Origin of the sequence: Streptomyces sp. NPDC058335, from assembly GCF_042723915.1 — a bacterium.
In the GTDB taxonomy this organism is placed as follows: Bacteria; Actinomycetota; Actinomycetes; order Streptomycetales; family Streptomycetaceae; genus Streptomyces.
On sequence record NZ_JBHXHX010000005.1, the window covers coordinates 353,852 to 377,414 of the forward strand.

The 23,563-nt window shown below is 72.6% G+C and carries 19 protein-coding genes, 2 tRNA genes and 1 pseudogene; 15 read left to right on the forward strand and 7 right to left on the reverse strand.

Annotated elements, in window-relative coordinates:
• Positions 1-519: 519 nt before the first annotated feature.
• Positions 520-1,755 (reverse strand): MFS transporter, encoded by a 1,236-nt coding sequence (locus ACFWJX_RS11980; protein WP_383240539.1) that lies wholly within the window; start codon positions 1,753-1,755, stop codon positions 520-522.
• Positions 1,756-1,886: 131 nt separating this feature from the next.
• On the opposite strand from ACFWJX_RS11980, the gene ACFWJX_RS11985 reads away from it, so the two are divergent.
• Positions 1,887-2,483 (forward strand): TetR family transcriptional regulator, encoded by a 597-nt coding sequence (locus ACFWJX_RS11985; protein ID WP_383240541.1) that lies wholly within the window; start codon positions 1,887-1,889, stop codon positions 2,481-2,483.
• Positions 2,484-2,493: 10 nt separating this feature from the next.
• Here the strand turns inward: ACFWJX_RS11985 and ACFWJX_RS11990 are convergent, their stop codons facing one another.
• Positions 2,494-6,720 carry a PAS domain-containing protein gene (locus tag ACFWJX_RS11990; protein WP_383240543.1) on the reverse strand — a complete coding sequence of 1,409 codons (4,227 nt, stop codon included), beginning with the start codon at positions 6,718-6,720 and terminating at the stop codon, positions 2,494-2,496.
• A 336-nt stretch (positions 6,721-7,056) separates the two neighbouring features.
• Positions 7,057-7,545 (reverse strand): SSI family serine proteinase inhibitor, encoded by a 489-nt coding sequence (locus ACFWJX_RS11995; protein WP_383240546.1) that lies wholly within the window; start codon positions 7,543-7,545, stop codon positions 7,057-7,059.
• Between the two features lie 156 nt (positions 7,546-7,701).
• Here ACFWJX_RS11995 and ACFWJX_RS12000 point away from each other — a divergent pair.
• From ACFWJX_RS12000 to ACFWJX_RS12015, 4 genes are all read left to right on the forward strand, one after another.
• Positions 7,702-7,792 (forward strand) — tRNA-Ser (locus tag ACFWJX_RS12000).
• 208 nt (positions 7,793-8,000) lie between these two features.
• A tRNA-Arg gene (locus ACFWJX_RS12005) sits at positions 8,001-8,073 on the forward strand.
• A gap of 215 nt (positions 8,074-8,288) precedes the next feature.
• Positions 8,289-8,495 (forward strand): Imm53 family immunity protein, encoded by a 207-nt coding sequence (locus ACFWJX_RS12010; protein WP_383240549.1) that lies wholly within the window; start codon positions 8,289-8,291, stop codon positions 8,493-8,495.
• 53 nt (positions 8,496-8,548) lie between these two features.
• Complete coding sequence (locus ACFWJX_RS12015) at positions 8,549-8,770, forward strand: hypothetical protein (RefSeq protein ID WP_383240552.1); 222 nt, start codon at positions 8,549-8,551, stop codon at positions 8,768-8,770.
• 290 nt (positions 8,771-9,060) lie between these two features.
• Here ACFWJX_RS12015 and ACFWJX_RS12020 read toward each other — a convergent pair whose 3' ends face one another.
• Complete coding sequence (locus tag ACFWJX_RS12020; protein ID WP_383240555.1) at positions 9,061-9,783, reverse strand: GAF and ANTAR domain-containing protein; 723 nt, start codon at positions 9,781-9,783, stop codon at positions 9,061-9,063.
• A 396-nt stretch (positions 9,784-10,179) separates the two neighbouring features.
• Between ACFWJX_RS12020 and ACFWJX_RS12025 the strand changes: the two genes are divergently transcribed.
• Positions 10,180-10,725, forward strand: coding sequence for a YciI family protein (locus ACFWJX_RS12025; RefSeq protein ID WP_383240558.1), 546 nt, complete (start codon positions 10,180-10,182; stop codon positions 10,723-10,725).
• Between the two features lie 33 nt (positions 10,726-10,758).
• Here the strand turns inward: ACFWJX_RS12025 and ACFWJX_RS12030 are convergent.
• Both ACFWJX_RS12030 and ACFWJX_RS12035 read right to left on the reverse strand, forming a co-directional pair.
• Positions 10,759-11,228: pseudogene (locus tag ACFWJX_RS12030) on the reverse strand (carboxymuconolactone decarboxylase family protein); the annotation flags it as partial.
• A gap of 66 nt (positions 11,229-11,294) precedes the next feature.
• On the reverse strand, positions 11,295-11,771 hold the full coding sequence (locus tag ACFWJX_RS12035; protein ID WP_383240561.1) for a MarR family winged helix-turn-helix transcriptional regulator: 477 nt from the start codon (positions 11,769-11,771) through the stop codon (positions 11,295-11,297).
• 115 nt (positions 11,772-11,886) lie between these two features.
• Here ACFWJX_RS12035 and ACFWJX_RS12040 point away from each other — a divergent pair, with 115 nt between their 5' ends.
• From ACFWJX_RS12040 to ACFWJX_RS12080, 9 genes are all read left to right on the forward strand, one after another.
• Positions 11,887-12,306, forward strand: a complete 420-nt coding sequence (locus tag ACFWJX_RS12040) for an HGxxPAAW family protein (RefSeq protein WP_383240564.1) — start codon at positions 11,887-11,889, stop codon at positions 12,304-12,306.
• Entirely contained in the window at positions 12,227-13,105 is an 879-nt protein-coding gene (locus ACFWJX_RS12045; RefSeq protein WP_383240567.1) for a DUF2797 domain-containing protein, read from the forward strand. Before ACFWJX_RS12040 ends, ACFWJX_RS12045 begins: the two co-directional genes overlap by 80 nt.
• Positions 13,106-13,261: 156 nt before the next feature.
• Positions 13,262-14,245 carry an alpha/beta fold hydrolase gene (locus tag ACFWJX_RS12050; protein WP_383240570.1) on the forward strand — a complete coding sequence of 328 codons (984 nt, stop codon included), beginning with the start codon at positions 13,262-13,264 and terminating at the stop codon, positions 14,243-14,245.
• Positions 14,246-14,477: 232 nt separating this feature from the next.
• On the forward strand, positions 14,478-15,218 hold the full coding sequence (locus ACFWJX_RS12055; RefSeq protein ID WP_252555963.1) for a response regulator transcription factor: 741 nt from the start codon (positions 14,478-14,480) through the stop codon (positions 15,216-15,218).
• Positions 15,215-16,819, forward strand: coding sequence for an ATP-binding protein (locus tag ACFWJX_RS12060; RefSeq protein WP_383240573.1), 1,605 nt, complete (start codon positions 15,215-15,217; stop codon positions 16,817-16,819). The genes ACFWJX_RS12055 and ACFWJX_RS12060 overlap by 4 nt, the downstream gene beginning before the upstream one ends.
• A 14-nt stretch (positions 16,820-16,833) precedes the next feature.
• Entirely contained in the window at positions 16,834-18,339 is a 1,506-nt protein-coding gene (locus tag ACFWJX_RS12065; RefSeq protein ID WP_383240576.1) for a glycosyltransferase, read from the forward strand.
• The gene (locus ACFWJX_RS12070) at positions 18,336-20,501 is read left to right on the forward strand and encodes a glycosyltransferase family 39 protein (protein ID WP_383240579.1); all 2,166 of its coding nucleotides are present in this window, start codon (positions 18,336-18,338) and stop codon (positions 20,499-20,501) included. Before ACFWJX_RS12065 ends, ACFWJX_RS12070 begins: the two co-directional genes overlap by 4 nt.
• A 120-nt stretch (positions 20,502-20,621) precedes the next feature.
• A complete protein-coding gene (locus ACFWJX_RS12075; protein ID WP_383240582.1) occupies positions 20,622-22,103 on the forward strand; it encodes an MFS transporter in 1,482 nt (493 codons plus the stop codon).
• A gap of 95 nt (positions 22,104-22,198) precedes the next feature.
• Positions 22,199-22,957: a TetR/AcrR family transcriptional regulator gene (locus tag ACFWJX_RS12080; RefSeq protein WP_383240585.1), complete on the forward strand. Its 759-nt coding sequence runs from the start codon at positions 22,199-22,201 to the stop codon at positions 22,955-22,957.
• Between the two features lie 98 nt (positions 22,958-23,055).
• On the opposite strand, the gene ACFWJX_RS12085 is transcribed toward ACFWJX_RS12080, so the two are convergent.
• Positions 23,056-23,526, reverse strand: a complete 471-nt coding sequence (locus tag ACFWJX_RS12085) for a PPOX class F420-dependent oxidoreductase (protein ID WP_383240588.1) — start codon at positions 23,524-23,526, stop codon at positions 23,056-23,058.
• Between the last annotated feature and the right edge of the window lie 37 nt (positions 23,527-23,563).

Here is a 23,563-nt window from a genome sequence, read left to right on the forward strand (position 1 = left end):
CGCGGCCTCTGCCGGGCGGGCGGCTGTTCGGACGGGGCCGACGGGACGGTGTCCGCCCGGCCCGCGGCTGCGGCGGAGGACGCTCGTCCCGGCCGGCGGCGGGGCCGGTCTCGGCCGTCGGACCCCTTTCGGCCCAGTCGGCCCAGTCGGCCCAGTCGGCCCAGTCGGCCCAGTCGGCCCGGTCGGCCCATCGGCGTACGGCGGGCAGATCGGGTGCGCGTGGCGGCACGCGGCTGGGGGAGGCCCTCCCGGCCGGACGGCGAAGCCTCCCGCGCCCACGGCCACTCCACCGCCGTACTCCGGGCCGGTGCGGCTTGGTCTGCGGTGGGGTGGCTTCCTGGCGGGGGCCGGGTCCGGTCGGGGTCACTCGTGTCCGTGGTCGCTCCGGGTGTGGCAGCTTTCCAGTGACGGCGCCGGGTCTACGGCGGCTGCGCCGCCGTACTCCGGGTCGGTGTGGCGGTGTCGTGGTTTCCTGGTCGGGGCCGACTCCGATCGGGGTCGGAGTCCCGGGCCCCCGGCCTACGCCCGCTTCGCCCCGTGGCCCGCCCGCTTACCCTGCCTGATCACCGTGCTCCCCCACCCCGCCACCAGCCACACCCCCGCGATCGTGACCACGCCGGTCCAGCCGAAGTGGGTGTAGGCGAGGCCTGCCAGGGCTGAGGCGGTGGCTCCGCCGGCGAAGCCCGCCACGACGTAGGCGCTGTTGGCGGTGGCGGGGGCGTCGGTGGTGGTGAGGGCGAGGGTCTGGTTGGCGACGTGGGAGGCGACGAGGGCCGTGTGGATCACGATCGCGGCGACGAACAGCGCGACCATCACCTGACCGCCCAGCCAGAACAGCGGCACGGACACGGCGGCCAGCAGATACGCGTTGCGGACCACCTTCGCCGCGCCGAAGCGGTCGACCAGGCCGCCGGCCAGCGGGGCGACGACGCTGGCCGCGAGGCCGAAGAGGCCGAACAGGCCGGCGGTCGCGGTGGAGAGGCCGTACGACTCGTCCGTCAGGAGCAGCGCCAGCGACGTCCACAGCGCGCTCCAGGCGCCGTACATGCCGGCCTGTCGCACGCAGGCCCGCCAGAGGTCGGGCGACCGACGCACCAGGCCGGGCATCGCGCGGAGTCCGGAGAAGAGGCCGCCCGCGCGGGGGCGACGGTGTTCGGAGGGCAGGGCGGCCGCGGTGAGCAGGCCGAGGACCGCGGTCAGGACGGCCGAGCCGACGAACACCGCGCGCCAGCCGAAGGCCTGTCCGGCGAGTCCGCCGAGGACGCGGGCCGCGACGATGCCGGTGAAGAGTCCGGCGATGACGGCGGCGACATGCCGGGCGCGGTGGTGGGCGGGGGCGCGTTCGGCGACCAGGGGGACGAGGAGCTGCGGTACGACGGTGGCGGCCGAGGCGATGAACACGGTGGCCGCGAGGACGGCCGTGCCGGAGGCCGCGGCACCGGCGACGAGGGCCGCCGTGGTGACCAGCGAGAGGCCCGCGACGAGCCGGCGGCGGTTCACGCGGTCGCCGAGCGGGGCGAAGAAGAGGAGGCCGGCGGCGTAGCCGAACTGGGCGACCGAGGCGATCCAGGCGACGGCCGAGGGCGCGGTGCCGAAGTCGTGGGCGATGAGGGGGAGCAGCGGGGCGGCCACGTAGATGTTGGCGGCGGTGACCGCGGTGCAGAGGGCGATGAGGGGAAGGAACAGGCGGTGGGCGAGTCGGGCCCGCTCTAGGGGCTCGGTGTGCTGCTGCCTGGCGGTGACTGCGGACGGCATGGCGGAGGCGCTCCTTCGAGCCGACTCTTCGATAACTAACCGGTTGGTTGGAACAGCAGGGGAACAGTCTCGGCGGTCCGCCCATTCCCTGTCAACCAACTAGTTGGTTACCCCGCGGCTACCATGTCCCCATGGCAACGACCAGGACCACCACCCGCGACCCCGAGGCCACCAAGGCGCGGATCTTCGAAGCGGCGGTCGCCGAATTCGCCCGGTACGGCATCGCGGGCGCCCGCATCGACCGCATCGCCGCCGAGGCCAGGGCCAACAAGCAGCTCATCTACGCCTACTTCGGCAACAAGGCGGAGCTGTTCACCCAGGTCCTCGGCCGCTGCATGGTCGACCTCGCCGCCGCCGTGCCCGTCGACCCCGACGACGTCGAGGGCTGGATGGACCGGCTGATGGACTACCACGCCGCCCACCCCGAACTCCTGCGGCTCCTCTACTGGGAGGGCATCGAGTACGGCACCGCCGAGCTCCCCGACGAGCCCGAACGGCAGGAGCACTACGCCCGCAAGGTCGCCGCCGTCCAGGACGGCCAGGACCGCGGCGTCATCGACGACACGATCCCCGCCCGCGACCTGCTGTTCCTGCTCGTCGCGCTCGCCAACTGGGCCACCGTCGTCCCCCAGATGAACCGCATCCTGGTCGGCGCGGACGACTCCGACCGCGACCGCCTGCGCGCCTCCGTGAAGGAAGCGGCCCGCAGGCTGGTCACCCGCCTCTGAACCGCGTCCCTCAGTTGGTCCCGATGCGCGCCAGCAGGTCGACGATCCGCCCCTGGACCTCCGTGCTGGTGGACCGCTCCGCGAGGAACAGGACCGTCTCCCCGGAGGCCAGCCGCGGCAGGTCGGCCTGGTCGACGGCGGCCGTGTAGACGACCAGCGGCGTGCGGTTGAGCTGCTGGTTCGCCCGCAGCCAGTCGACGATCCCGGCCTGACCCCGGTGTACCTGCATCAGGTCCATCACGACCAGGTTCGGCCGCAACTGCCCGGCCAGCGTGACCGCGTCCGCGTCGCTGGCCGCCCGCGCGACCTGCATCCCCCGCCGCTCCAGCGTCGCGGTCAGCGCCAGCGCGATCTCCGCGTGCTCCTCGATCAGCAGCACCCGCGGCGGATGCTGCTCACTGTCCCGAGGCGCGAGCGCCTTCAGCAGTACGGCGGGATCTGCGCCGTACGCCGCCTCGCGCGTCGCCTGTCCCAGCCCGGCCGTCACCAGCACCGGCACCTCCGCGGCCACCGCCGCCTGGCGCAGCGACTGCAACGCGGTCCGGGTGATCGGACCGGTCAGCGGGTCGACGAACAGCGCGGCCGGGAAGGCGGCGATCTGCGCGTCGACCTCCTCGCGCGAGTGCACGATCACCGGCCGGTAGCCGCGGTCGCTGAGCGCCTGCTGCGTACTGACGTCCGGAGCCGGCCACACCAGCAGCCGGCGCGGGTTGTCCAGCGGCTCCGGCGGCAGCTCGTCGTCCATCGGCTGCGGCCGGGGCGGGTCGGCCACCTCGACGGCCCCGCCCGGCCCGTCCAGCGGCTCGGGCCCCTCGGCGGCGTTCTTGTCCGGTGCCCCTATGGCGTACGACCGCCCGGCCCCCTCGGTCCCGGGCGCCAGCCGCGACTGCCCGGCCAGGGACTGCCCGGCCATGGACTGCCCGGGAAGTGGCTGAGCCGCGGGTACGGCGGCCTGCTCGGCCGTCGGATGCGGACGGGCCGCCTGCTCCTGTCCCGCCGCCGGGTCGGGCGGCGTACCCAGCTTGCGGCGCCGCCCGGAGCCGTTCGGGTTGTGCGGGGCCGGAGTGGCGGAGGTGGAGTGGGTGGTGGTCGTGGGCTGGGGGGCCTTCGGGGCCTGCTGGACTTGTTGCGTCTGCTGGACCTGCTGGACCTGCGCGGCCTGCCGGGTGAAGGGCACGCCCTGGCCCAGCGTCCGCACGCTGATCGCGCGGCCCTGTGTGGAGTTGGGGTCGAACGGCGGGTTCGTCGCCGCCGCCTCCGCGGGCAGGGGCTGAGCCACCCTCGGCTGTGCCGTGGCCGCCTCGGGCGGCAGCGGGGTGCCCGAGCCGGGGGTCGGCGTCGCCGGGACCGCCGCTTGGGCGGGGAGCGGCCCGACGGGCGGCACCGGCGCGGGGGCATCTGCCTGTACCGGCACGTTCGGGGCGACGGGGGCGGCCGGGGCGGCCGGATTCGGCTGACCGGGGAGCGGCTGAGCCGGAAGCGGCAGCTCCGGGGCGATCTGGACGGGCGCGGGCGCCTGCGCTCGGGGAGCCTGGGCCTGCGGAGCCTGCGCCGGAACGGCGGCAGCCGGAACGCCCTCCGTCCGGGGCTGGGGCTGAGCCCCCGTCACCGTCTCCGCCTCCGTCACCGGCTGCCCGGCGGCCCGCCGCCGACGGCCCGTGGGTGCGGTGGTGGGGTGCGGCTGCGGCGGGGTGTGGTCGTCGGCCTGGCCGTGCGCGACCGCGTCGTGCCGGCCGTGGTCGATCAGCGAGTCGTCGGACGTGGCCTGAGCGGGCACCTGAACCTGCCCCGGACCGGGAACGGGACCGGGAACGGGACCAGGAACGGGACCGGGAAGGGGCCCCGGAGCGACCGGCATCGACGCCTGCTGTCCGGCTTCCTGCGCCCTCGCGTTCCCCTCCGCCCCGATCGCCCCCTCCGTCGGCCGGTCCGCCTCCGCGGGCGGCAGGGCGAACACCGTACGGGGCCCGGCCTCCTGCGCGGCGGCGCGCTCGTTCGCGGCGGCCAGGGCACGGCGGCGGCGTCCGGTCGGCTGTTCGGCATCCTCCGCGGGCACCGGAGTGCCCGCGACCGAGGGCAGGGCAGGCGGCAGGGCCAGCTGAGGTTCGTCGTCGTCGTGCCGGGCCCGCCGTCCGCTCGGCGCCGGTACGCCCTGCGGCGGAACGGTGCCGCCGAGTCCGGTACCCGAGGCGGCGGTCCCCGCCGCGTGTTCGGCGGCCGTGAGTACGGCGCCCTCGCTCACACCGGCGTCCTCGCCGGGTGCGGCGGACCGTGCGCGGCGCCGGCCGGTCCCGCCGGAGCCCTCGGGCTCCTCGGCGGGGGCCAGGGCCGGCATCTCCTCGGCGGCCGGGCCACGCCTGCGGCGTCGGCCGGTCGGCACCGCGGCCTCCCCCTCGGCACCGGCGCCCGCCGCACCCGGCACCCCGCTCTCCAGGAAGGCGTCCACGGAGGACCGCCGCGCTCGTCGCCGCCCGGCGACGGAGTTCTGCTCACCTTCGGCGTCGGCCGCCTCCGGGGCCACGTCCGGCGGACCGGCCAGTGCGAGGGCGGACCCGACCGGAGCGGCGACGGCGCCCGCGCCTCCGCCCAACGGCACCTCGAGGACGTACGCGCTGCCGCTCATGCCCGGCACCTCGTGCGTCTGGAGCACGCCGCCGTGCGCGCGCACGATCCCGCGCACGATCGGTTCGTGCACGGGGTCGCCGCCGGCGTACGGGCCGCGCACCTCGATGCGGACGACCTCGCCGCGCTGGGCGGCGGCCACGACGACCGTGTTGTCCATGTAACCGCCCGCGGAGACGGGCGCGTTGCCGGTGGCGTCGACGCCCGCGACGTCGGCGACGAGGTGGGCGAGCGCGGTCGCGAGGAGCCGCGCGTCGACCTCGGCCTCGATGGGCGGGGCGTGCACGGCGAACTGGACCCGGCCGGGCCCGACCAGCTCCACGGCCCCGTCGACACCGGCGGCGACGACGGCGTCGAGCATCACCTTCGTACGGGTGATGGCCTCGCCGCCGGTGTCCAGGCGCTGGTAGTCGAGGACGTTGTCGATGAGGGTGGTGATACGCGCGTACCCGGCCGAGAGGTGGTGCAGGACCTGGTTGGCCTCGGGCCACAGCTGCCCGGCGTCGTCGGCGGCGAGCGCGGACAGCTCGCGGCGCAGTTCGTCCAGGGGTCCGCGCAGCGACCCGCCGAGGAGGGTCAGCAACTGGTCGTACCGGGCGGCGAGGGCCTCGTACCGGTCCTTCTCCCGCTCGCCCAGCGCGGCGTAGCGCTCCTCGCCGGCCGCCAGCTCCTCCTCGTGCTGCCCACGCAGCTCCTCCAGCTCGGCGACATGCTGCTGGCGCAGTGCGGTGAGGTCGGAGGAGTGCTCCTCGGAGAGCCGCTCCAGCTCGTCCCGGTGCCGCTTCTCGACGGCGTCCTTCTCCTCGGCGAGCGAGTCGTACGGCCGCCGGTCGGTGAAGGTCATCACGGCGCCCACGAGCTGGTCGCCGTCACGGACGGGCGCGGTCGTCAGGTCGACCGACACCTTGTCCCCGCCCTTGGACCACAGCACCTGCCCGCGCACCCGGTGCTTGCGCCCGGAGCGCAGGGTGTCGGCGAGCGGCGACTCGTCGTACGGGAAGGGGGAGCCGTCGGCGCGGGAGTGCAGCACGAGCGTGTGCAGCTCCTTGCCGCCGAGGTCGCTCGCCCGGTAGCCCAGGGTCTGGGCGGCGGCCGGGTTGACCAGCACGATCCGCCCGTCGGTGTCGGTGCCGACGACGCCCTCGGACGCGGCCCGCAGGATCATCTCGGTCTGCCGCTGCGACCGGGCCAGCTCGGCCTCGGTGTCGACGGTGCCCGACAGGTCGCGTACGACGAGCATCAGCAGCTCGTCGTTGGCGTAGCCGTAGCTGTCGTAGGCCTGCTGGCCGTTCTCCAGGTTGGCGCTGGTGACCTCGACGGGGAACTCGGTGCCGTCGGTACGCCTGGCGACCATCCGCGTGGGCTTGGTCCGGCCGCGCGGGTCCATGTGGTCCGGGCGCCGCATCGAGCCGGGGATGAGCTTGGAGTCGAACTCCGGAAGGAGATCGAGCAGTCCGCGCCCTACGAGGGCGGTGCCCGGCGTCTCGAATGCCTCCAGCGCGATCGTGTTCGCGTTGACGACGGTTCCGTTGGCGTTGACCAGGACCAACGCGTCGGGAAGTGCGTCGAGTATGGCTGCGAGGCGAGCAGCGCCTCGGGATGGCCTGCTGCTCACGAGTCGCTTCCTCCCTGTTACCGCCCTTTGCCGACCGCTCGGGCCATATTGCCAACCGTCCCGCAGCGTGTCACGCGAGGGAGTCTAAGGGCTGGGGTCGTGCTCGCGGCGCCGGATGAGAGGCAGCTCGCACGACGAAGTGACACAGAACGTATGACCGCCCACCCCGGTTTCGCGGGACCTTCGCGTGACGTTTACGCGACGGGTGCTTCTGCCATGGGAAACCTGTGCGAAATCTGTGGGGTGGCGGGGGCGCCGGACCGCCGTCCGGCGGGCCCGTCCGGGCGGCGGCGGAACGGAACCGGGTCGACCGCCCTCGGCCCGCCTTCTCCGGGGTCAGGGCCGGGTCAGTGCCCGACCCACCTCCGGCAGCAGCGGCACGAACCTGTCCCAGCGTTCGATATGACAGCCGTTGCCGCGCTCGAACGTCGTGTCGACGGGCCGCCCGGCCCACCGGCCGGTGACATGCGCGGTGGCCGGACCGCCGTATCGCATGGTGCACACGCTGCCCTCCGGCACGGGCGCGAAGGCGTCCCTCCCCCAGCGGGTGTTGCGGTCCACGGCGGCACAGGCCCCCGACACGTCCGGGTGATTCCCGCGGCCCGGGTGACAGCGCACCGCGAACGTCCCGTCGGCGCCCCCGCCCGCGCCCCGGACGGTCACGGTGAGGTGATCGCCGGCGGGCGGCGGTGCGAGGGGCGGCCGGGCCGCGCCGGGGCCCGCGTGGGCGGTGACGGAACCGGCGCCGAGGGAGCCGGTGACGGCCACCGCGGAGGCGGCGGAGAGGATGAGAAGGAGCCGCCGGAGCGGTGTGACCTGGACCATGGCCTGCCTAACGCCCCGCCGCCGGGGACGTTCCGCCCGGCGAATGCCTTTGCCCTGCGGGCCGCCCGCCTAGTACCGTGGACGCCGATTGGTGACACGACGCTCGACTGTGTCATCATCTGCACGCGCCACTCGCACACACGCGAGTGGCTGTGTGGAGGCGTCGCCTAGTCCGGTCTATGGCGCCGCACTGCTAATGCGGTTTGGGACTTCAATCCCATCGAGGGTTCAAATCCCTCCGCCTCCGCTCGACGTCGAAGCCCCGGTCCTCCGCGACCGGGGTTTCGTCGTTCCCGGCCCGCCTCCGACTGCCCCCCAAATCGGGCCTTCTCGCAGGTCACAAGGGGTATGGGAATCGGATTTCACATGGCGGCGGCTGTCATGTAATGTTCTTCCTGTCGCCGCGAGCGGGCCGGAAGGGCCGGGACCGGAGACAGAAAACAGAAGAAAGACAAGCACTCGTAGCTTAACGGATAGAGCATCTGACTACGGATCAGAAGGTTGCAGGTTCGAATCCTGCCGAGTGCACACGGACAAGAGGCCCCGGAGAGATCCGGGGCCTCTTGCGTTTCCCGTTCGGTGACTGCGCCTCCGGCCGCCGGCCTGCGTACGATCAGCGGCCGTGGTGGACGCGGGTGGAGAACTCGGCTGGTTGCAGCGGTGGTACCGAGCCCGGTGCGACGGTGACTGGGAGCACGCGTGGGGGGGGGCGGATCGCGACGCTCGAGAATCCGGGCTGGTCGGTGGACATCGACCTCGAAGAGACGTCGCTGGCCGGCCGGCCCTACTCGCGGACCGTCGTTCGGCGCAGCGCTTCCGACTGGGCGATGACGCGGGTGTCGGACGGTGTCTTCCAGGCGTCGTGCGGGCCGCTCAACCTCGACGAGGTGCTGCGCCTGTTCCGCGAGTGGGCCACCCCGCTGGACGGGGAACCCCGGCTTCCGCGGTAGTGGGGGCGTTCGAGCGCTGCCGGGGGGTTGCGGGCAGGCGCATACTGGAAGCAATGACAAAGCCTGCTGCATCGAAGCGCTATTTGCCCACCAGCCCCTTCAAGGCCCCGGTCGCGCCGCCGCCCAAGGAGTTCGCCGTGGGTGACCAGGTCACGCACGACATGTACGGCCTCGGCCGGGTGATCGGCATCGAGGAGGGAATCGCGGTACTCGTGGATTTCGGCTCGGCGCAACAGCGGATCCTGAGCCCGTACCCCAAGCTGACCAAGCTGTAGAACCCGCCGTGCCCGGTCACGGCACACCAGCTTCCTCACGGACCTGTAACGAATGGGAGTCCTCTCATCGACTCGACCTCGCTGTTCTCCGCTCCGGAAGGGGCGCCGCGCAGTGCCACCGCGACGTCGCCGCCTCCGACGGCGAACCCCTTCCAGGCACCGGACTTCGGAGACTTCGTGTTCGCGGAGAACGAGAACTTCCCGCCCGACGACGGGCCGGAGTTCATCCCCGAGTCGGCCACGGCTCGGCGTCGCAGGGCCGGCTAGCTCCCACCGGGAGCTTCCCGGCCTCACGAGCCGTACGGATCACCGACGACGACGGTCGGGTCCATGGTGCGGCTCACCAGGGCGTGTGCCGTGTCGGCGAGACTCACCCGGTGACGGCGGGCGTAGTCAATCAGGCGGCGCCCTGCCTCACTCACCTCGATGCCCCCGTACGCGGCGATCATCCCCTTGGCGATCTCCAGCGCGGCCTTGGCCGCGATGGCGCTCCGCACGCGGGTGACGACGTCGTCGACACGCCTCGGTTCCGTGGACCAGTGCATCAGCGACAGCGCCGCTGAGTCCGCCAGTGCCTGAGCCAGGTGCGCGTCGCCCTCGGAGAGGTTCCCGACCCGGGCGTCGAGCAGGGTCACGGCTCCCAGAGCACGATCGCGCAGACGCAGCGGGACGGTGTGCACTGCCCGGTACCCGTTGTCGAGCAAGGCGCGGACCAGCCTCGGCCAGCGGTCCCGTTCGGCGGTGATGTCCGGGATGCCACGGGTCTCGCCGGTGCGGAAGCAGTCCATGCAGGGGCCGCGGCCCGTCTGCATCTGGAGCAGCTCGATGAACGCGGCGCCGTCCTCCGTGGCCGCCATCGTCTTCAGGGTGCCCCGGCCGTCGTCGGCCATCACCGCCGCCGCGTCCACCTCCAGCGGTCCCCGGCAGGTGTGCACCAGACGGTTGAAGAGAATCAGTGGGTCGAAGCCGGAGGCAGGTCTCCTCCTCGGCGTCACCGCCACCGGAACACGCATTGCCGCCCATGGTCATCACCTCCCGGCGGGAACCGTCACCTTGCTTCCCTCCGACCCTGCCTCATCGACCTGCCCACGGGCTGCCCCGGCGCTCCCGCCGGATGCCCGGCGCGGGGAGGCGCGAAACGCGCGGTCAAAGGGGCCGGGGAGGGCGCCTGGTACCGCGTGCCGTCTTCGTCGATCAGCCGGGGCCGGGGCGTCCCAGGGCCTGTTTCAGCTTCTCGGCCCAGCGGTCCAGTTCCTGGAGGCGGCGTCCAGGGCGGCGCCGGCTCGGGCCAGGCGGTAGTACGAGACGGCCGAGGCGGCAAGCACCTCGGGATACGGGACGGGGGCCGCGGAGAGGCCTGGTCCGGTGGATCGGTCCCGCCCCCCAGGGTGTTCACCGAGACTGGGCGCATGGAGTTCTTCTGTCATCACCGTGACCGGCCCGGCTCTCTCGCCCTGCGTACCGAGCTGGTGGAGGAGCACTGGGCCTACATGGACCGGTACGAGGCGGAGCTGATCGCCCGGGGGCCGACCTTCGACGAGGGAGTGCTCACCGGCAGCGTGCACATCGTCGACCTGCCGGATCCGGCCGCCGCGCGGGCGTTCGCGTTCGACGAGCCCAACTACCAGGCCGGTGCCTACCGGGACGTGATGCTGCGGCGGTGGCGCAACCTGCTGGGGCGCACGATGTGGGACTTCCCCGGCGGCCGGGACGGCGGCGAGCGGTACCTGGTCCTCGGGCTCGGCGCGGGCGAGGCCGCCGATCTCGACGTACCGGACGCCCGCGACGAGCTGATCGCGTACGGGCCGCTGCTGTCCGACGACGGCGGCGCCTGGCTCGGGACGGCGGTGCTGGTCCGGGCGCCGGACCCGGACGCGGCACGCGCCGTCCTGACCCAGGACCGGTACGCCGGGATCGAGGTCCACGAGTGGGAGTTCGGAGGCCGGCGGTCCTGACCCCGTCCTCCCTCGGGCCCGCCGACGGGACCAGCCGAACTGACCCGGCCGGTAGTCGCCGGCGGGCTGCCGGACGATGACGTTCATACGGTCGTAGGTGTTGATGACTGCGATCAACTGACCGGGGCGACGAGCCGGTCCTCGTCGTAGTGCTTGGCGGCGTTCGCCGCAGGCCTCGTCCGTGACGCCGCCGGCCGCGTCTGCGATGCGGGTCCCCCGTTCGGTCAGTTCCAGGGCGGTGCGCTCGGCGTCGGTGAAGACCTTCGCCTCGCGCCAGGCCGCGACCAGATGGAGGCGCTGCGCGGTCTGCCCGGCGTGCGCGGCGTCCTTGACGTGCATGTCGGTGCGGTATCCGCAGCCGTTGATCTGGCTGGCGCGGATCTTCACCAGCTCCTGCGCAGCCGCCGCAGCGTCGAGTCCGTGATCTCCCCGCCGACCGAGTTGATGTGCTTCACGAGCTTGGCGGCGAGCGGGCTGCCGTAGAAGTTCAGGCGCCCTTCCATGGTGACTCCTCTGCCGTCGGTGCGGGTCACACCTCTCTGACGCAGCGACTCGCGGCGGGGGCGGACTCACCGCTCCCGCAGCTCCTCCCGGTAGGTGTTCGCCAGTGTGGTCGCGCGGGTGAACCAGTCCGTGAGGACGGCGATCTCCTCGGGGGAGTAGTCGGCGAAGAGGGTGTTGAGGCGGGCGTAGTAGGGCTCGTACAGGGCGTACACGCGGGCAACCGCGGTGGGTTCGGCGGCCACGCGGACGCGGCGGCGGTCCTGGGGGTCGGGGCGGCGGGTGACGTATCCCGCCCGTTCCAGGCGGTTGAGGATGCCGGTCACGGCGCCCGTGGTGACGTGCACGCGGGTCGCGAGGTCGCCCGCGGTGAGGAGGTCCTCGCCGGCCTGGATGACGTAGGCGAAACAGGTCAGGTCGGTGACGTTCAGGCCCAGGCGCTGGGCCATCTCCTGCTGGCCGACCAGGCTGGCCGCGATGAGGTCGTCCATCGCCGACAGTGCCTGCGCGGGGGTGGCGGGGGGACGGGGTGGTTGGGCGGTCATCGCGGGACGGTGCTCCCTCTGCGGTCGGTTTCTGCTGCCTCCTTGTTATCTGCTTTCGGTTTCTCTTACCTTGTAAGAGGTTAGCTACCTAAACTTCTTAGAGCGTGAGGGTTCCATGTCTCTGTACGACGAAGGGCATACGGTCGCCGGCTGGACCGGGGTCGCCGTCGCCACCGTCGGCACCTCGGTGGCGGGGGTCGGCGTGTGTGCCGTGTCCGGGGTGCTGGTGGGGGCGGGGCTCCTGGTCGTGGCGCTGAGCGCACTGGTCACGTGGGTGCTGCACCTGTCCGGGTGGGGCAAGCCGCCGGGCGTGCGGCCACGGGCCGAGTGGGGCATGCGGTTGCGGGACCTGGAGGCACGGGCCGGTCATCCCGGGTGCGTGGGGTGCCGGCTCGCGGGGCGCGGACGGGTGGCCGAGGGGGCGTTGTCAGTGGCGGCGCCTACCGTGGTGGGTGATGGCACAGGCATGGAAGTGCACGGGGCTGCGCTGGTCGGAGGCGGGGCCCGAGCTGATGTGGGACGGGGGGCGTCGTAGCCCGCTGTCGTGGGGGAAGCGGGTGGCTTTCGGGGTCGCGGAAGGGGGTGTGCGGGCCTGTTCGGGGGCGCGGGGGCATGCGTGCCCGGTGCGGGCGGCCGTGCCGGCGCGGAGCACGGGGGCGCGCTGCGAGGAGTGCGGGCGGCTGGACCGGGCGCACTCCGTCGCCGCGGACGGTGTCGCCGACGATCCGCGGCCGTACCGCGTGTACCTGGCCTGGTTCGGCCCCGGCCTGGTCAAGGTCGGCATCACCGCGGTCGGGCGCGGTTCGGCGCGGCTGCTGGAGCAGGGCGCCGTCTCCTTCAGCTGGCTCGGCACCGGCCCTCTGATGGCCGCCCGGCGCACCGAGGAGCTGCTGAGGGCCGCGCTGCGCGTCCCGGACCGGATCCCGTACGCCGAGAAGCGGGCCGTGCGGGCCGAGTTGCCGGTGGCGGAGGGGGACCGGGCGCTGGAGACCCGCGAGTTGCACGCGAGGGCGGTCGGACTGGGCGACTGGCCGGAGTCGTTGACGCGGGAGCCCTTCCTGGCCGTCGACCACATGGAGGTCTTCGGGCTGGCGGGGACACCGGCCGCCGCCGGCTCGGTGAGCGAGCTGGTCGCCGGGGGCGCGGTGAGCGGGGAGCTGGTCGCCGCCGCCGGACCGGATCTGCATCTGGCGACGGCGGCGGGAGTCGTCGTACTGGACACCCGGCTGATGCGGGGCTGGGAACTGGTCCCGGCCGGGGGAGCGGGTGAAGTGACCGTTCCGGTAAGGGAGTTCGACAAGCCGGCCGGACATCTCCAGGACGAGCTGTTCTGAGGCGACCGCCCCGCCCCTCCCCCGGTTTGCCGAATCGGCAAGCCCCCTCGCCCCGCCCGGGATCCTCCCCGCAGGATGCTGGCGACGGGGTTCCGACCGGCTCGGGGTGCCACCCCCGGCCGGCCGGGGCCGTAGATCCGCAGTTGTGGAGTTCTCATGTCGCAGCAGGCCTTGGACGTCACCCACCGGACGGTCCCTTCTCCCGCGGGCCGGATCCATCTCGTGGAGCAGGGCACCGGGCCGCTGGTGCTTCTCGTGCACGGGTTTCCCGAGTCCTGGTACTCCTGGCGTCATCAACTGCCCGCCCTCGCGGCCGCCGGATACCGCGCGGTCGCCCTCGACGTCCGGGGCTACGGCCGTTCCTCCCGGCCCGCCGCCCCGGAGGCGTACCGCATGCGGGAGTTGGTCGCGGACAACGCCGCCGTGGTGCGCGCCCTCGGTGCGGAGACCGCGGTGGTCGTCGGCCACGACTGGGGGTCGGCCATCGCCGCCCACTCCGCGCTGCTCCGCCCGGACGTCTTCCGCGCGGTCGGACTGCTCGGCGTCCCCTACACCCCGCGCGGCGGACCGCGGCCCAGCGAGATCTTCGCGGGGATGGCGGGCGCGGAGGAGGAGTTCTACGTCTCCTACTTCCAGGAACCCGGCCGCGCCGAGGCCGAGATCGAGCCCGACGTACGCGGCTGGCTCGCCGGTTTCTACGCGGCCCTGTCCGCCGACACGATGCCCGCCCCCGACGCGCCGAGCCCGTACTTCGTCCCCCGCGGCGGCCGGATGCGCGACCGCTTCCCCGCCGGCCGACCGCCCGGCTGGCTCGGCGAGGCGGAACTCGACGTCTACGCGGCGGAGTTCGAACGGACCGGGCTGAGCGGGGCGCTGGCCCGCTACCGGAACATGGACCGGGACTGGGAGGACCTCGCCGATCAGGACGGTGCCCCCGTCACCCAGCCGTCCCTGTTCGTCGCCGGCCGGCTGGACGCCTCCACCACCTGGCTGGCCGACGCGATCGACGCGCACGCCACCACCCTGCCCGGCCTGGTCGCCTCACACCTCCTCGACGGCTGCGGCCACTGGATCCAGCAGGAGCGGCCCGCCGAGTTCAACCGCCTCCTCACGGAGTGGCTCGCCGCCCTGCCGGACTGAGCCCCCGGCGGGTGCCGGTTTCTCAAGGAACTCCCAGGATTCCCCAGGGTCTCCACCGCGGAGTCAGGCACTCCACCAGTCCGCCCCGGCCGCGGAAGCGGGTCATACGCGGACGGACGGGCCGCCCGAGCGCGCCCGCACCGCGCTTTCCTGAGAGCCTGCTGTGCGTTTCTCAGGGAAATCACAGACAGGGGAAAGCGTGCTCTCAGAGGACCCCGACATGGTGTCTTCCATGACCACGACCTCGCCCCAGGGGCGCACCGAACTGCTGAGGCCGGACGGGAGCCCCGTCCGAGTGCTTGTGGTGGACGACGAGTTGTCGATCACCGAACTGCTGTCCATGGCCCTGCGCTACGAGGGATGGCAGATCCGTAGTGCCGGTGACGGCACGGGCGCCATCCAGACCGCCCGCGACTTCCGGCCCGACGCCGTCGTCCTCGACATGATGCTGCCGGACATGGACGGGCTGACCGTCCTCGGCCGGCTGCGCCGTGAGCTGCCGGACGTTCCCGTCCTGTTCCTCACGGCGAAGGACGCCGTCGAGGACCGTATCGCCGGTCTCACCGCGGGCGGCGACGACTACGTCACCAAGCCGTTCTCCCTCGAAGAGGTCGTGGCCCGGCTGCGCGGGCTGATCCGCCGCTCCGGCGCCGCCGACCGCCGCTCCGAGTCGGTGCTCGTCGTCGGCGACCTCACCCTCGACGAGGACAGCCACGAGGTCTCGCGGGGCGGCGACAACATCCACCTCACCGCCACCGAGTTCGAGCTGCTGCGCTTCCTCATGCGCAACCCGCGGCGCGTGCTCAGCAAGGCCCAGATCCTCGACCGTGTGTGGTCCTACGACTTCGGCGGCCAGGCGAATGTGGTCGAGCTGTACATCTCGTATCTGCGCCGCAAGATCGACGCCGGGCGCGAGCCGATGATCCACACGCGGCGCGGCGCCGGTTACCTGATCAAGCCCGCCGCGTCATGAGCGGCCGACGACGGCCGCGTGCGCAGAAGCGAGCAGGCAAGCCCCGCAAGCCCCGCACCCTGCGGACCCGGCTCGTCGTCGCGTCGGTGGTGCTGATCGCGGTGGTCTGCGCGGTGATCGGCACGGTGACGACGCTGGCCCTGCGGTCGCATCTGTACGAGCAGCTCGGCGATCAGGTCTTCGACGCCGGCAAGCGGCTCTCGGGACCGCCGTTCGGCAGGGACGGTGAGAAGACCACCCTCGTGGAGGACCGGGTCGACGGCTTCGTCACCAACGGTCCGACACAGGAGAAGACCGTGGCCGCGGAGGTCGCCGCCGACGGCACGATCACCAAGGCCGCCGTCGCCGACCGGGTGTCCGACGACATCCGTCAGCAGATGAAGGCCACGCCGCTGAGCGCGGCCCAGCGCTCCGTGTTCGAGGGCGTGTCCACGACCGGCACGCACACCGTGACCATTCCCGGCCTCGGCGACTACCTGGTGGCGTATGTGCACGGCGACGACGGGTCCGGCTACTACGTCGCCCTGCCGACCGCCGCGGTCGACAGCACCGTCAACACGCTGATCCTCGTGGAGATCAGCGTCACCGCCGCCGGTCTCGGTGCCGCCGTCATCGCCGGCTGTGTGCTCGTCGGCCTGGCCACGCGCCCCCTCCGCAAGGTCGCCGCCACCGCCACCCGGGTCTCCGAACTCCCGCTGCACACCGGCGAGGTCAACCTCTCCGAGCGGGTCCCCGAGTCCGAGACCGACCCGCACACCGAGGTCGGCCAGGTCGGCGCCGCGCTCAACCGGATGCTGAACCACGTCCACGGCGCCCTGCACGCCCGCCAGGAGAGCGAGATGCGGGTCCGCCAGTTCGTCGCGGACGCCAGCCACGAACTCAGAACCCCCCTGGCCTCCATCAGGGGCTACGCCGAACTGACCCGCCGCGGACGCGAGCAGGTCGGACCGGACACCCGGCACGCGCTGGGCCGTATCGAGTCCGAGGCCGGCCGGATGACCTTCCTCGTGGAGGATCTGCTGCTGCTCGCCCGCCTCGACGCGGGCCGCCCGCTCCAGTTCGAGCGGACCGACCTCGTCCCCCTCGTCATCGACACCGTCAGCGACGCCCGCGCCGCCGGACCCGACCACGTATGGCGCCTCGAACTCCCCGAGGAGCCCGCCCTGGTGTCCGCCGACTCGGCGCGTCTCCAACAGGTCCTCGTCAACCTCCTCGCCAACGCCCGCACCCACACACCGCCGGGTACGACCGTCACCGCGAGCGTGCAGCGGCGGGGCCCGTGGCTGTGCGTGGACGTCCAGGACAACGGCCAGGGCATCCCGGCGGACCTGCTCCCGCGTGTCTTCGAACGGTTCGCCCGCGGCGACTCGGCGCGCTCCCGGGCCACCGGCTCGACCGGCCTGGGCCTCGCCATCGTGGAGGCCGTCGCGACCGCGCACGGCGGTGCCGTGACCGTCGACAGCGTGCCCGGACGGACCGTTTTCACCGTGCACCTGCCCGCTCTTGCCCCCGCCCTGCCCCGTCCCGCGCCCGAAACGAACTGGCAGCAGGACTCACAGGGCCAGCACAGGGCCAGCACATGGGTGCAACAGGGCGCCTGACGAAAGTCGTCGACATGCGAACCGACTCTTCTCCCGGCACCTTGCCGGCGCGGGAGCACCTCCCGGCCGACACCGCCGGTACGCCTGTCCTGGACGTAGTGATCCCCGTCTACAACGAGGAGAAGGACCTCCAGCCCTGCGTCCGCAGACTGCACGACCACCTGACGCGGACGTTCCCGTACCCGTTCCGCATCACCATCGCGGACAACGCGTCGACGGACAGCACCCCGGATGTGGCGAGGCTGCTGGAGGCGCGGGTCCCGGAGGTGAGGTCCTTCCGGCTGGAGCAGAAGGGCCGCGGCCGGGCACTGCGGACCGTCTGGTCGGCCTCGGAGGCCCCGATCCTCGCCTACATGGACGTCGATCTGTCCACCGACCTCAACGCGCTGCTGCCGCTGGTGGCGCCGCTGATCTCGGGCCACTCCGACCTGGCGATCGGGTCCCGGCTGGCCCGCAGCTCGCGGGTGGTGCGCGGGGCCAAGCGGGAGTTCATCTCCCGCTCCTACAACCTGATCCTGCGCGGCTCGCTCCAGGCCCGCTTCTCGGACGCCCAGTGCGGCTTCAAGGCGATCCGCCGCGATGTGGCGCAACTTCTGCTCCCGCTGGTGGAAGACACGGGCTGGTTCTTCGACACTGAGATGCTGGTGCTCGCCGAACGAGCCGGACTCCGTATCCACGAGGTGCCGGTCGACTGGGTCGACGACCCGGACTCCACGGTGCACATCGTGAAGACGGCGACCGACGATCTGAAAGGGGTATGGCGCGTGGGCCGGGCGCTGGCCACCGGTTCGCTTCCTCTGGACCGGCTGACCAGGCCGTTCGGCGACGATCCGCGCGACCGCGAGATCATGGACGTACCCAAGGGCCTGGCCCGTCAGCTCGTCGGCTTCTGTGTCGTCGGTGGCTTGTCCACCCTCTTCTACCTGCTGCTCTACAGCGGTTTCCGGCAGTTCTCCGGCTCCCAGACGGCCAACGCGCTCGCGCTGCTCGTCTCCGCGGTCGCCAACACGGCCGCCAACCGCCGGCTCACCTTCGGGGTGCGCGGCCGGGCCGACGCCGTCCGCCACCAGGCGCAGGGCCTGGTCGTGTTCGGCATCGGCCTCGCGCTGACCAGCGGTTCCCTCTTCGCGCTCGACGCGGCGACGTCCGACCCGGCGCACGCCACCGAGCTGGCCGTCCTCGTCGCCGCCAACCTCGCGGCGACGGTCCTGCGCTTCCTCCTCTTCCGCGCCTGGGTGTTCCCGGACCGGCGGGGCGACGAGGAGCCCGAGGCCCAGCACCGGGTCCAGCCCCCGACGAGGACCGCCGCCGCACCGACGTACCCCGCGCCCGGTCCGCTGCCGCAGCGGCCCCACACCCCTTCCCAGAACAGCGCCACGACCCAGTTCCGCGCCGGCGAAGCCGCGGACGGCACCGTGGGGGTGCCCCCGCTCGAGCGAAGCCGAGAGTGGGGGAGGGACGCCACCATCCGGTTGCAGCCGGTGCGCCCGCACGACACCGACCCGAGGGACGCCCGATGACCACCCACCTCGACGACACGGCTCGGACGGCCGGCTCGGGCGGCACGGCCGCTACGGCCACCTGGAGCGAGCCGGAGACGGCCCCTCCCGCGCCGGACGCCCCGGCCCTCGGTCCGGGCGAGCCGAAGCGGCCCCTCGCCGCCAGAGTCTGGCGCGGCCGGCCCGAGGACCCCCGCTGGGCGCGCCCGGCCTTCCTCGCACTGCTGCTCGCCGCCTGCGTCCTGTACCTCTACAACCTGAGCGCCTCCGGCTACGCGAACTCCTTCTACTCCGCGGCCGTACAGGCCGGCAGCCAGAGCTGGAAGGCCTTCTTCTTCGGCTCGCTGGACTCGGCCAACGCCATCACCGTCGACAAGCCCCCGGCCGCCCTGTGGCCCATGGCGCTGTCCGTGAAGATCTTCGGCTTGAACTCGTGGGCGGTCCTCGTCCCCGAGGTGCTGATGGGCGTCGGCTCGGTCGCCGTCGTGTACGCCTCCGTGCGCCGCCGCTTCAGCCCCGCGTCCGGCCTGATCGCGGGCACGGTGCTCGCCCTCACCCCGGTCGCCGCGCTGATGTTCCGGTTCAACAACCCGGACGCCATGCTGGCCCTGCTGATGGCCGTGGCCTGCTACCTGGTGGTCCGCGCCCTGGAGGACGGCCGCACGAAGTGGCTGGTGTGGGCCGGGGTCGCGATCGGCTTCGCGTTCCTCGCCAAGACCCTCCAGGCCTTCCTGATCCTGCCGCCGCTGGCGATCGTGTACGCCGTCTGCGCGCCGGTCTCGCTGAAGAGGCGTTTCTCGCAGCTGGCCCTGGCGACGGCCGCGCTGGTCGTCTCCGGCGGTTGGTGGGTCGCGATCGTCGAACTGTGGCCCGCCTCCTCCCGCCCCTACATCGGGGGCTCGCAGAACAACTCGTTCCTGGAGCTGACCTTCGGCTACAACGGGCTCGGCCGCCTCAACGGCGAAGAGACCGGAAGCGTCGGCGGCGGTGGCGGCGGTGGCGGCACCGGTCAGTGGGGTGAGACCGGCTGGGACCGGATGTTCAACTCCGAGATCGGCGCCCAGATCTCCTGGCTGCTGCCCGCCGCGCTGATCCTGCTGACCGCCGGCCTGGTGGCCACCCGCAAGCTGAAGCGGACCTCGGTGACCCGCGGCGGGTTCCTGGTCTGGGGCGGCTCGCTGCTGATCACCACCCTGGTCTTCAGCTTCATGGCCGGCATCTTCCACCAGTACTACACGATCGCGCTGGCCCCCTACATGGCCGCCGTGATCGGCATGGGCACCGGCATCCTGTGGGAGAAGCGGTCCGAGATCTGGGCCTCGCTCACCCTGGCCGCCGCCTCCGTGGCAGCCGCGGCCTGGGGATACGTTCTGCTCAACCGCACCCCGGACCACCTGCCCTGGCTGAAGTGGCTGGTGCTGGTCGGCGGCCTGGCCGGCGCGCTCGGCCTGGTCTTCGCGGGCCGGCTGCCCCGGCGGTTCGCCCTCGCGGCGGCGGCCGTGAGCATCGTCGCGGCGCTGGCCGGACCGACGGCGTACACGCTGAGCACCGTGAACTCCGCGCACACCGGCTCCATCCCGACGGCGGGCCCGGCGGGCGCGTCCATGATGGGCGGCGGCCGGGGCGGTCCGGGCGGCGGCGGTGGCGGGTTCGGCGGCGGCGTGCCCGGTCAGCAGGGTCAGCAGGGTCAGGGCCAGCAGAACGGCGGCGGCTTCCCGGGCGGCACGCCCGGCCAGGGCCAGACCGCCCCCGGTGGGCAGACGAACGGCGACGGCGGCCGGATGGGCGGCGGCGGAGGCGGCGTGGGCGGTCTGATCAACGGCGCCACCGTCACCGACGAGGCCAAGAAGCTGCTCGACACCGACTCCGACAAGTACACCTGGGCCGGGGCGGCCATCGGCTCCCAGAACGCCGCGAGCTACCAACTGGCCACCGGCGACCCGGTGATGGCGATCGGCGGCTTCAACGGCACCGACCCGTCCCCGACGCTGGCGCAGTTCAAGCAGTACGTCGCCGACGGCAAGATCCATTACTTCATCAGCAGCGGATCGGGCGGCGGCGCCATGGGCGGGAGCAGTGACGGCACGTCCGCCCAGATCACCGAGTGGATCGAGGCCAACTTCAAGCAGGTCCCGGTCGGTTCGGCCACCTTCTACGACCTGACGCAGGAGGCGACCGGCTGACGTCCGGCTGTCGTCCGGCAGTCGAGGGGGGAGGGCGGTGACCGTGGTCACCGCCCTCCTTCGCGTCTGTGCCCGCCCCTGTGTTGTACGCCGTATAGGGATCATTCTACGCTGTAGAACATGACCGTGTCCTCGTCGTCCCCTCAGAGCCACCCCCAAGGCCACCCCCAGCGCTGGCTGATCCTCGGCGTGATCTGCCTCGCACAGCTCACGGTGCTGCTCGACAACACCGTCCTGAACGTGGCGATCCCCTCGCTCACCCGCGAGATGGACGCGACCACCTCCGACATCCAGTGGATGATCAACGCCTACTCGCTGGTCCAGTCGGGCCTGCTGCTCACCGCGGGCAGTGCCGCCGACCGCTACGGCCGCAAGAAGATGCTGATTGCGGGCCTGGCCCTGTTCGGCACCGGATCCCTGGCGGCCGCCCTCGCCGGGACCACCGGCCAGCTGATCGCGGCGCGCGCCGGGATGGGCGTGGGCGGGGCGCTGCTGGTGACCACCACCCTCGCCGTGGCGATGCAGATCTTCACGCCCGAGGAGCAGCCGAAGGCGATCGGCATCTGGGCCGCGGTCAACTCGCTGGGCTTCGCCGTCGGCCCGCTCGTCGGCGGTTTCATGCTCGACCACTTCTGGTGGGGCGCGATCTTCCTGATCAACCTGCCGGTCGCCGCTCTGGGTGTGGTGGCCGTCGTCGCCCTCGTCCCCGAGTCGAAGAACCCGCAGGGCGACCGCCCCGATCTGCTGGGCGCGCTGCTCTCCACGATCGGCATGAGTTCACTCGTCTTCGTGATCATCTCCGGTCCCTCGCACGGCTGGACGGCGGGCCGGGTCCTGCTGAGCGCGGTCGTCGCGGTGACCGCGCTCACCCTGTTCGGCTGGTGGGAGAGCCGCATCCCGCACCCCATGCTCGACCTCCAGTTCTTCCGCGACCGCCGGTTCACGGGCGCCGTCGCCGGCATGGTCCTGGTCGCCTTCGGCATGGGCGGCGCCCTCTTCCTGCTCACCCAGCACCTCCAGTTCGTCCTCGGATACGGCCCGCTGGAGGCGGGCCTGCGCACCGCGCCGCTGGCGCTGACCGTCGTCGCCCTCAACTTCACCGGAATATCGGCGAGGTGGCTGGCGAGGCTGGGCGGCCCGGCGTCGATCCTGACCGGCATGACGGCGATGTCGGCGGGGCTGGTCGCCATCGCCACAACGGCCTCCGGCGGTTACGCCGGGACGCTGGCCGGGCTGCTGCTCATCGGCGTCGGCACCGCGCTGGCCAGCCCGGCGATGGCCCACGCCATCATGAGTGCGATACCGCCCGCCAAGGCCGGGGTCGGTGCCGGGATCAACGGCACGCTCGCGGAGTTCGGGACCGGGCTGGGCGTGGCCGTGCTCGGGGCGGTGCTCAACTCGCGGTTCGCGGCGGAGTCCCTGCCGGAAGCGCTGGCGGCGGCGGGCTCGGCGCAGGAACAAGGCCGGGTGGTCGACTCGTTCGCCGCGGGCCTGGAGAGCAGTCAGTTGGTGGGCGCGGCGGCCGTGCTGCTGGGCGGTCTGGTGGCGGCGGTGCTGCTGCGCAGGGCGGCGAGGAAGGACGCGGAGGTCCTGGCCGCGTGAGCTGCCCATCGGCACGGCCACGCGCCCTTGAAGGCTCGGCTGCCGCCTAGCATCGTCATCAGCAGTGACCCGGAGAACCCCCAGAGAGGTGCGCCATGGTGAAGGCTGCCGAGCAGGCCGCGCGGACCAGCGTCTGGCTGCAGGGCAAGGCACGCCGGGGGCGGGGCGGGGGCCAGCCGTCGGGGCTGGACCGGGACCGGATCACCGAGGTCACCGTACGGCTGCTGGACGCGGAGGGTCTGGACAGGTTCTCCATGCGCCGGCTGGCGACCGAGCTGAGCGTGACGGCGATGTCCGTCTACTGGTACGTCGACACCAAGGACGACCTGCTCGAACTCGCCCTGGACGCGGCCTTCGGCGAACTGGAACTGCCCGACCCGGAGACGGCGGACGAGGACTGGCGCGAGCAACTCCGGGCGCTGGCGGCGTCGTACCGCGCGCTGCTGGTCCGTCACCCCTGGCTGTCGCCGCTCGCCGGGCGGTACCTCAACATCGGGCCGAACTCGCTGGTCTTCTCCCGCACGATCCAGCGGGTGGTCCGCCGCACCGGCCTGCCCGACCACCGCATCACGAGCGCCATCTCGGCGGTCTTCCAGTTCGTGTACGGCTACGGCACGATCGAGGGCCACTTCTTCGGCCGGGTCGCGGACGCGGGCATGACCCCGGACGAGTACTTCCAGCACTCCATGAGCAAGGTGACCGAGGTACCGGAGACCGCCGAGGTCATCGAGGAGTCCAAGAACCTCATGGCGGCCCGCGGCGGCGACACGGTCGCGGAGATGCTGGACCGCGACTTCGCCTTCGCCCTGGACCTGCTGATCGCGGGCATCGAGGCGATGGTGGAACGAGGCTGAGACGACCCCGCTCGGTTCCCACTCCTGCGGGGCGGGCCGTGCCGGGAAGCCGTCGGTGGCCGCCGGGCCTGGTCGGTCCTGTGGGGCGGGGGACGTGGTCAGTCCTGCGGGGCGAGTCGTGCCGGGAAGCCGCCGGTGGCCACCGGGCCCCATCGTTCCGGTGCGACGCGGATGATCGACTTGCCCTGCTTGACCATCGCCGCACGGTATTCGTCCCAGTCCGGGTGTTCGCCGGCGATGTTGCGGTAGTACTCGACCAGCGGCTCGACGGAGTCGGGGGAGTCGATGACCTCTGCGGTGCCGTCGATCTGGACCCAGGGGCCGTTCCACTCGTCGCTCAGGACGAGCAGGCTGACCCGCTCGTCGCGCTTGGCGTTGCGCGTCTTGGCCCGCTCCGGGTAGGTGGACACGACGATCCGGCCCGAGTCGTCGACCCCGCAGGTCAGCGGCGAGGCCTGGGGGCTGCCGTCGGCGCGCCGGGTGAGGAGGATCGCGCGGTGCCGGGGACGGACGAAGTCCAGCAGCTCGTCGAGGGAGACGGACGTGTTGGTCGCGATGTTCGGTGCCATGGGGCCAGCGTAGGCGCCGGGGTGCCCGTCGAGGCTG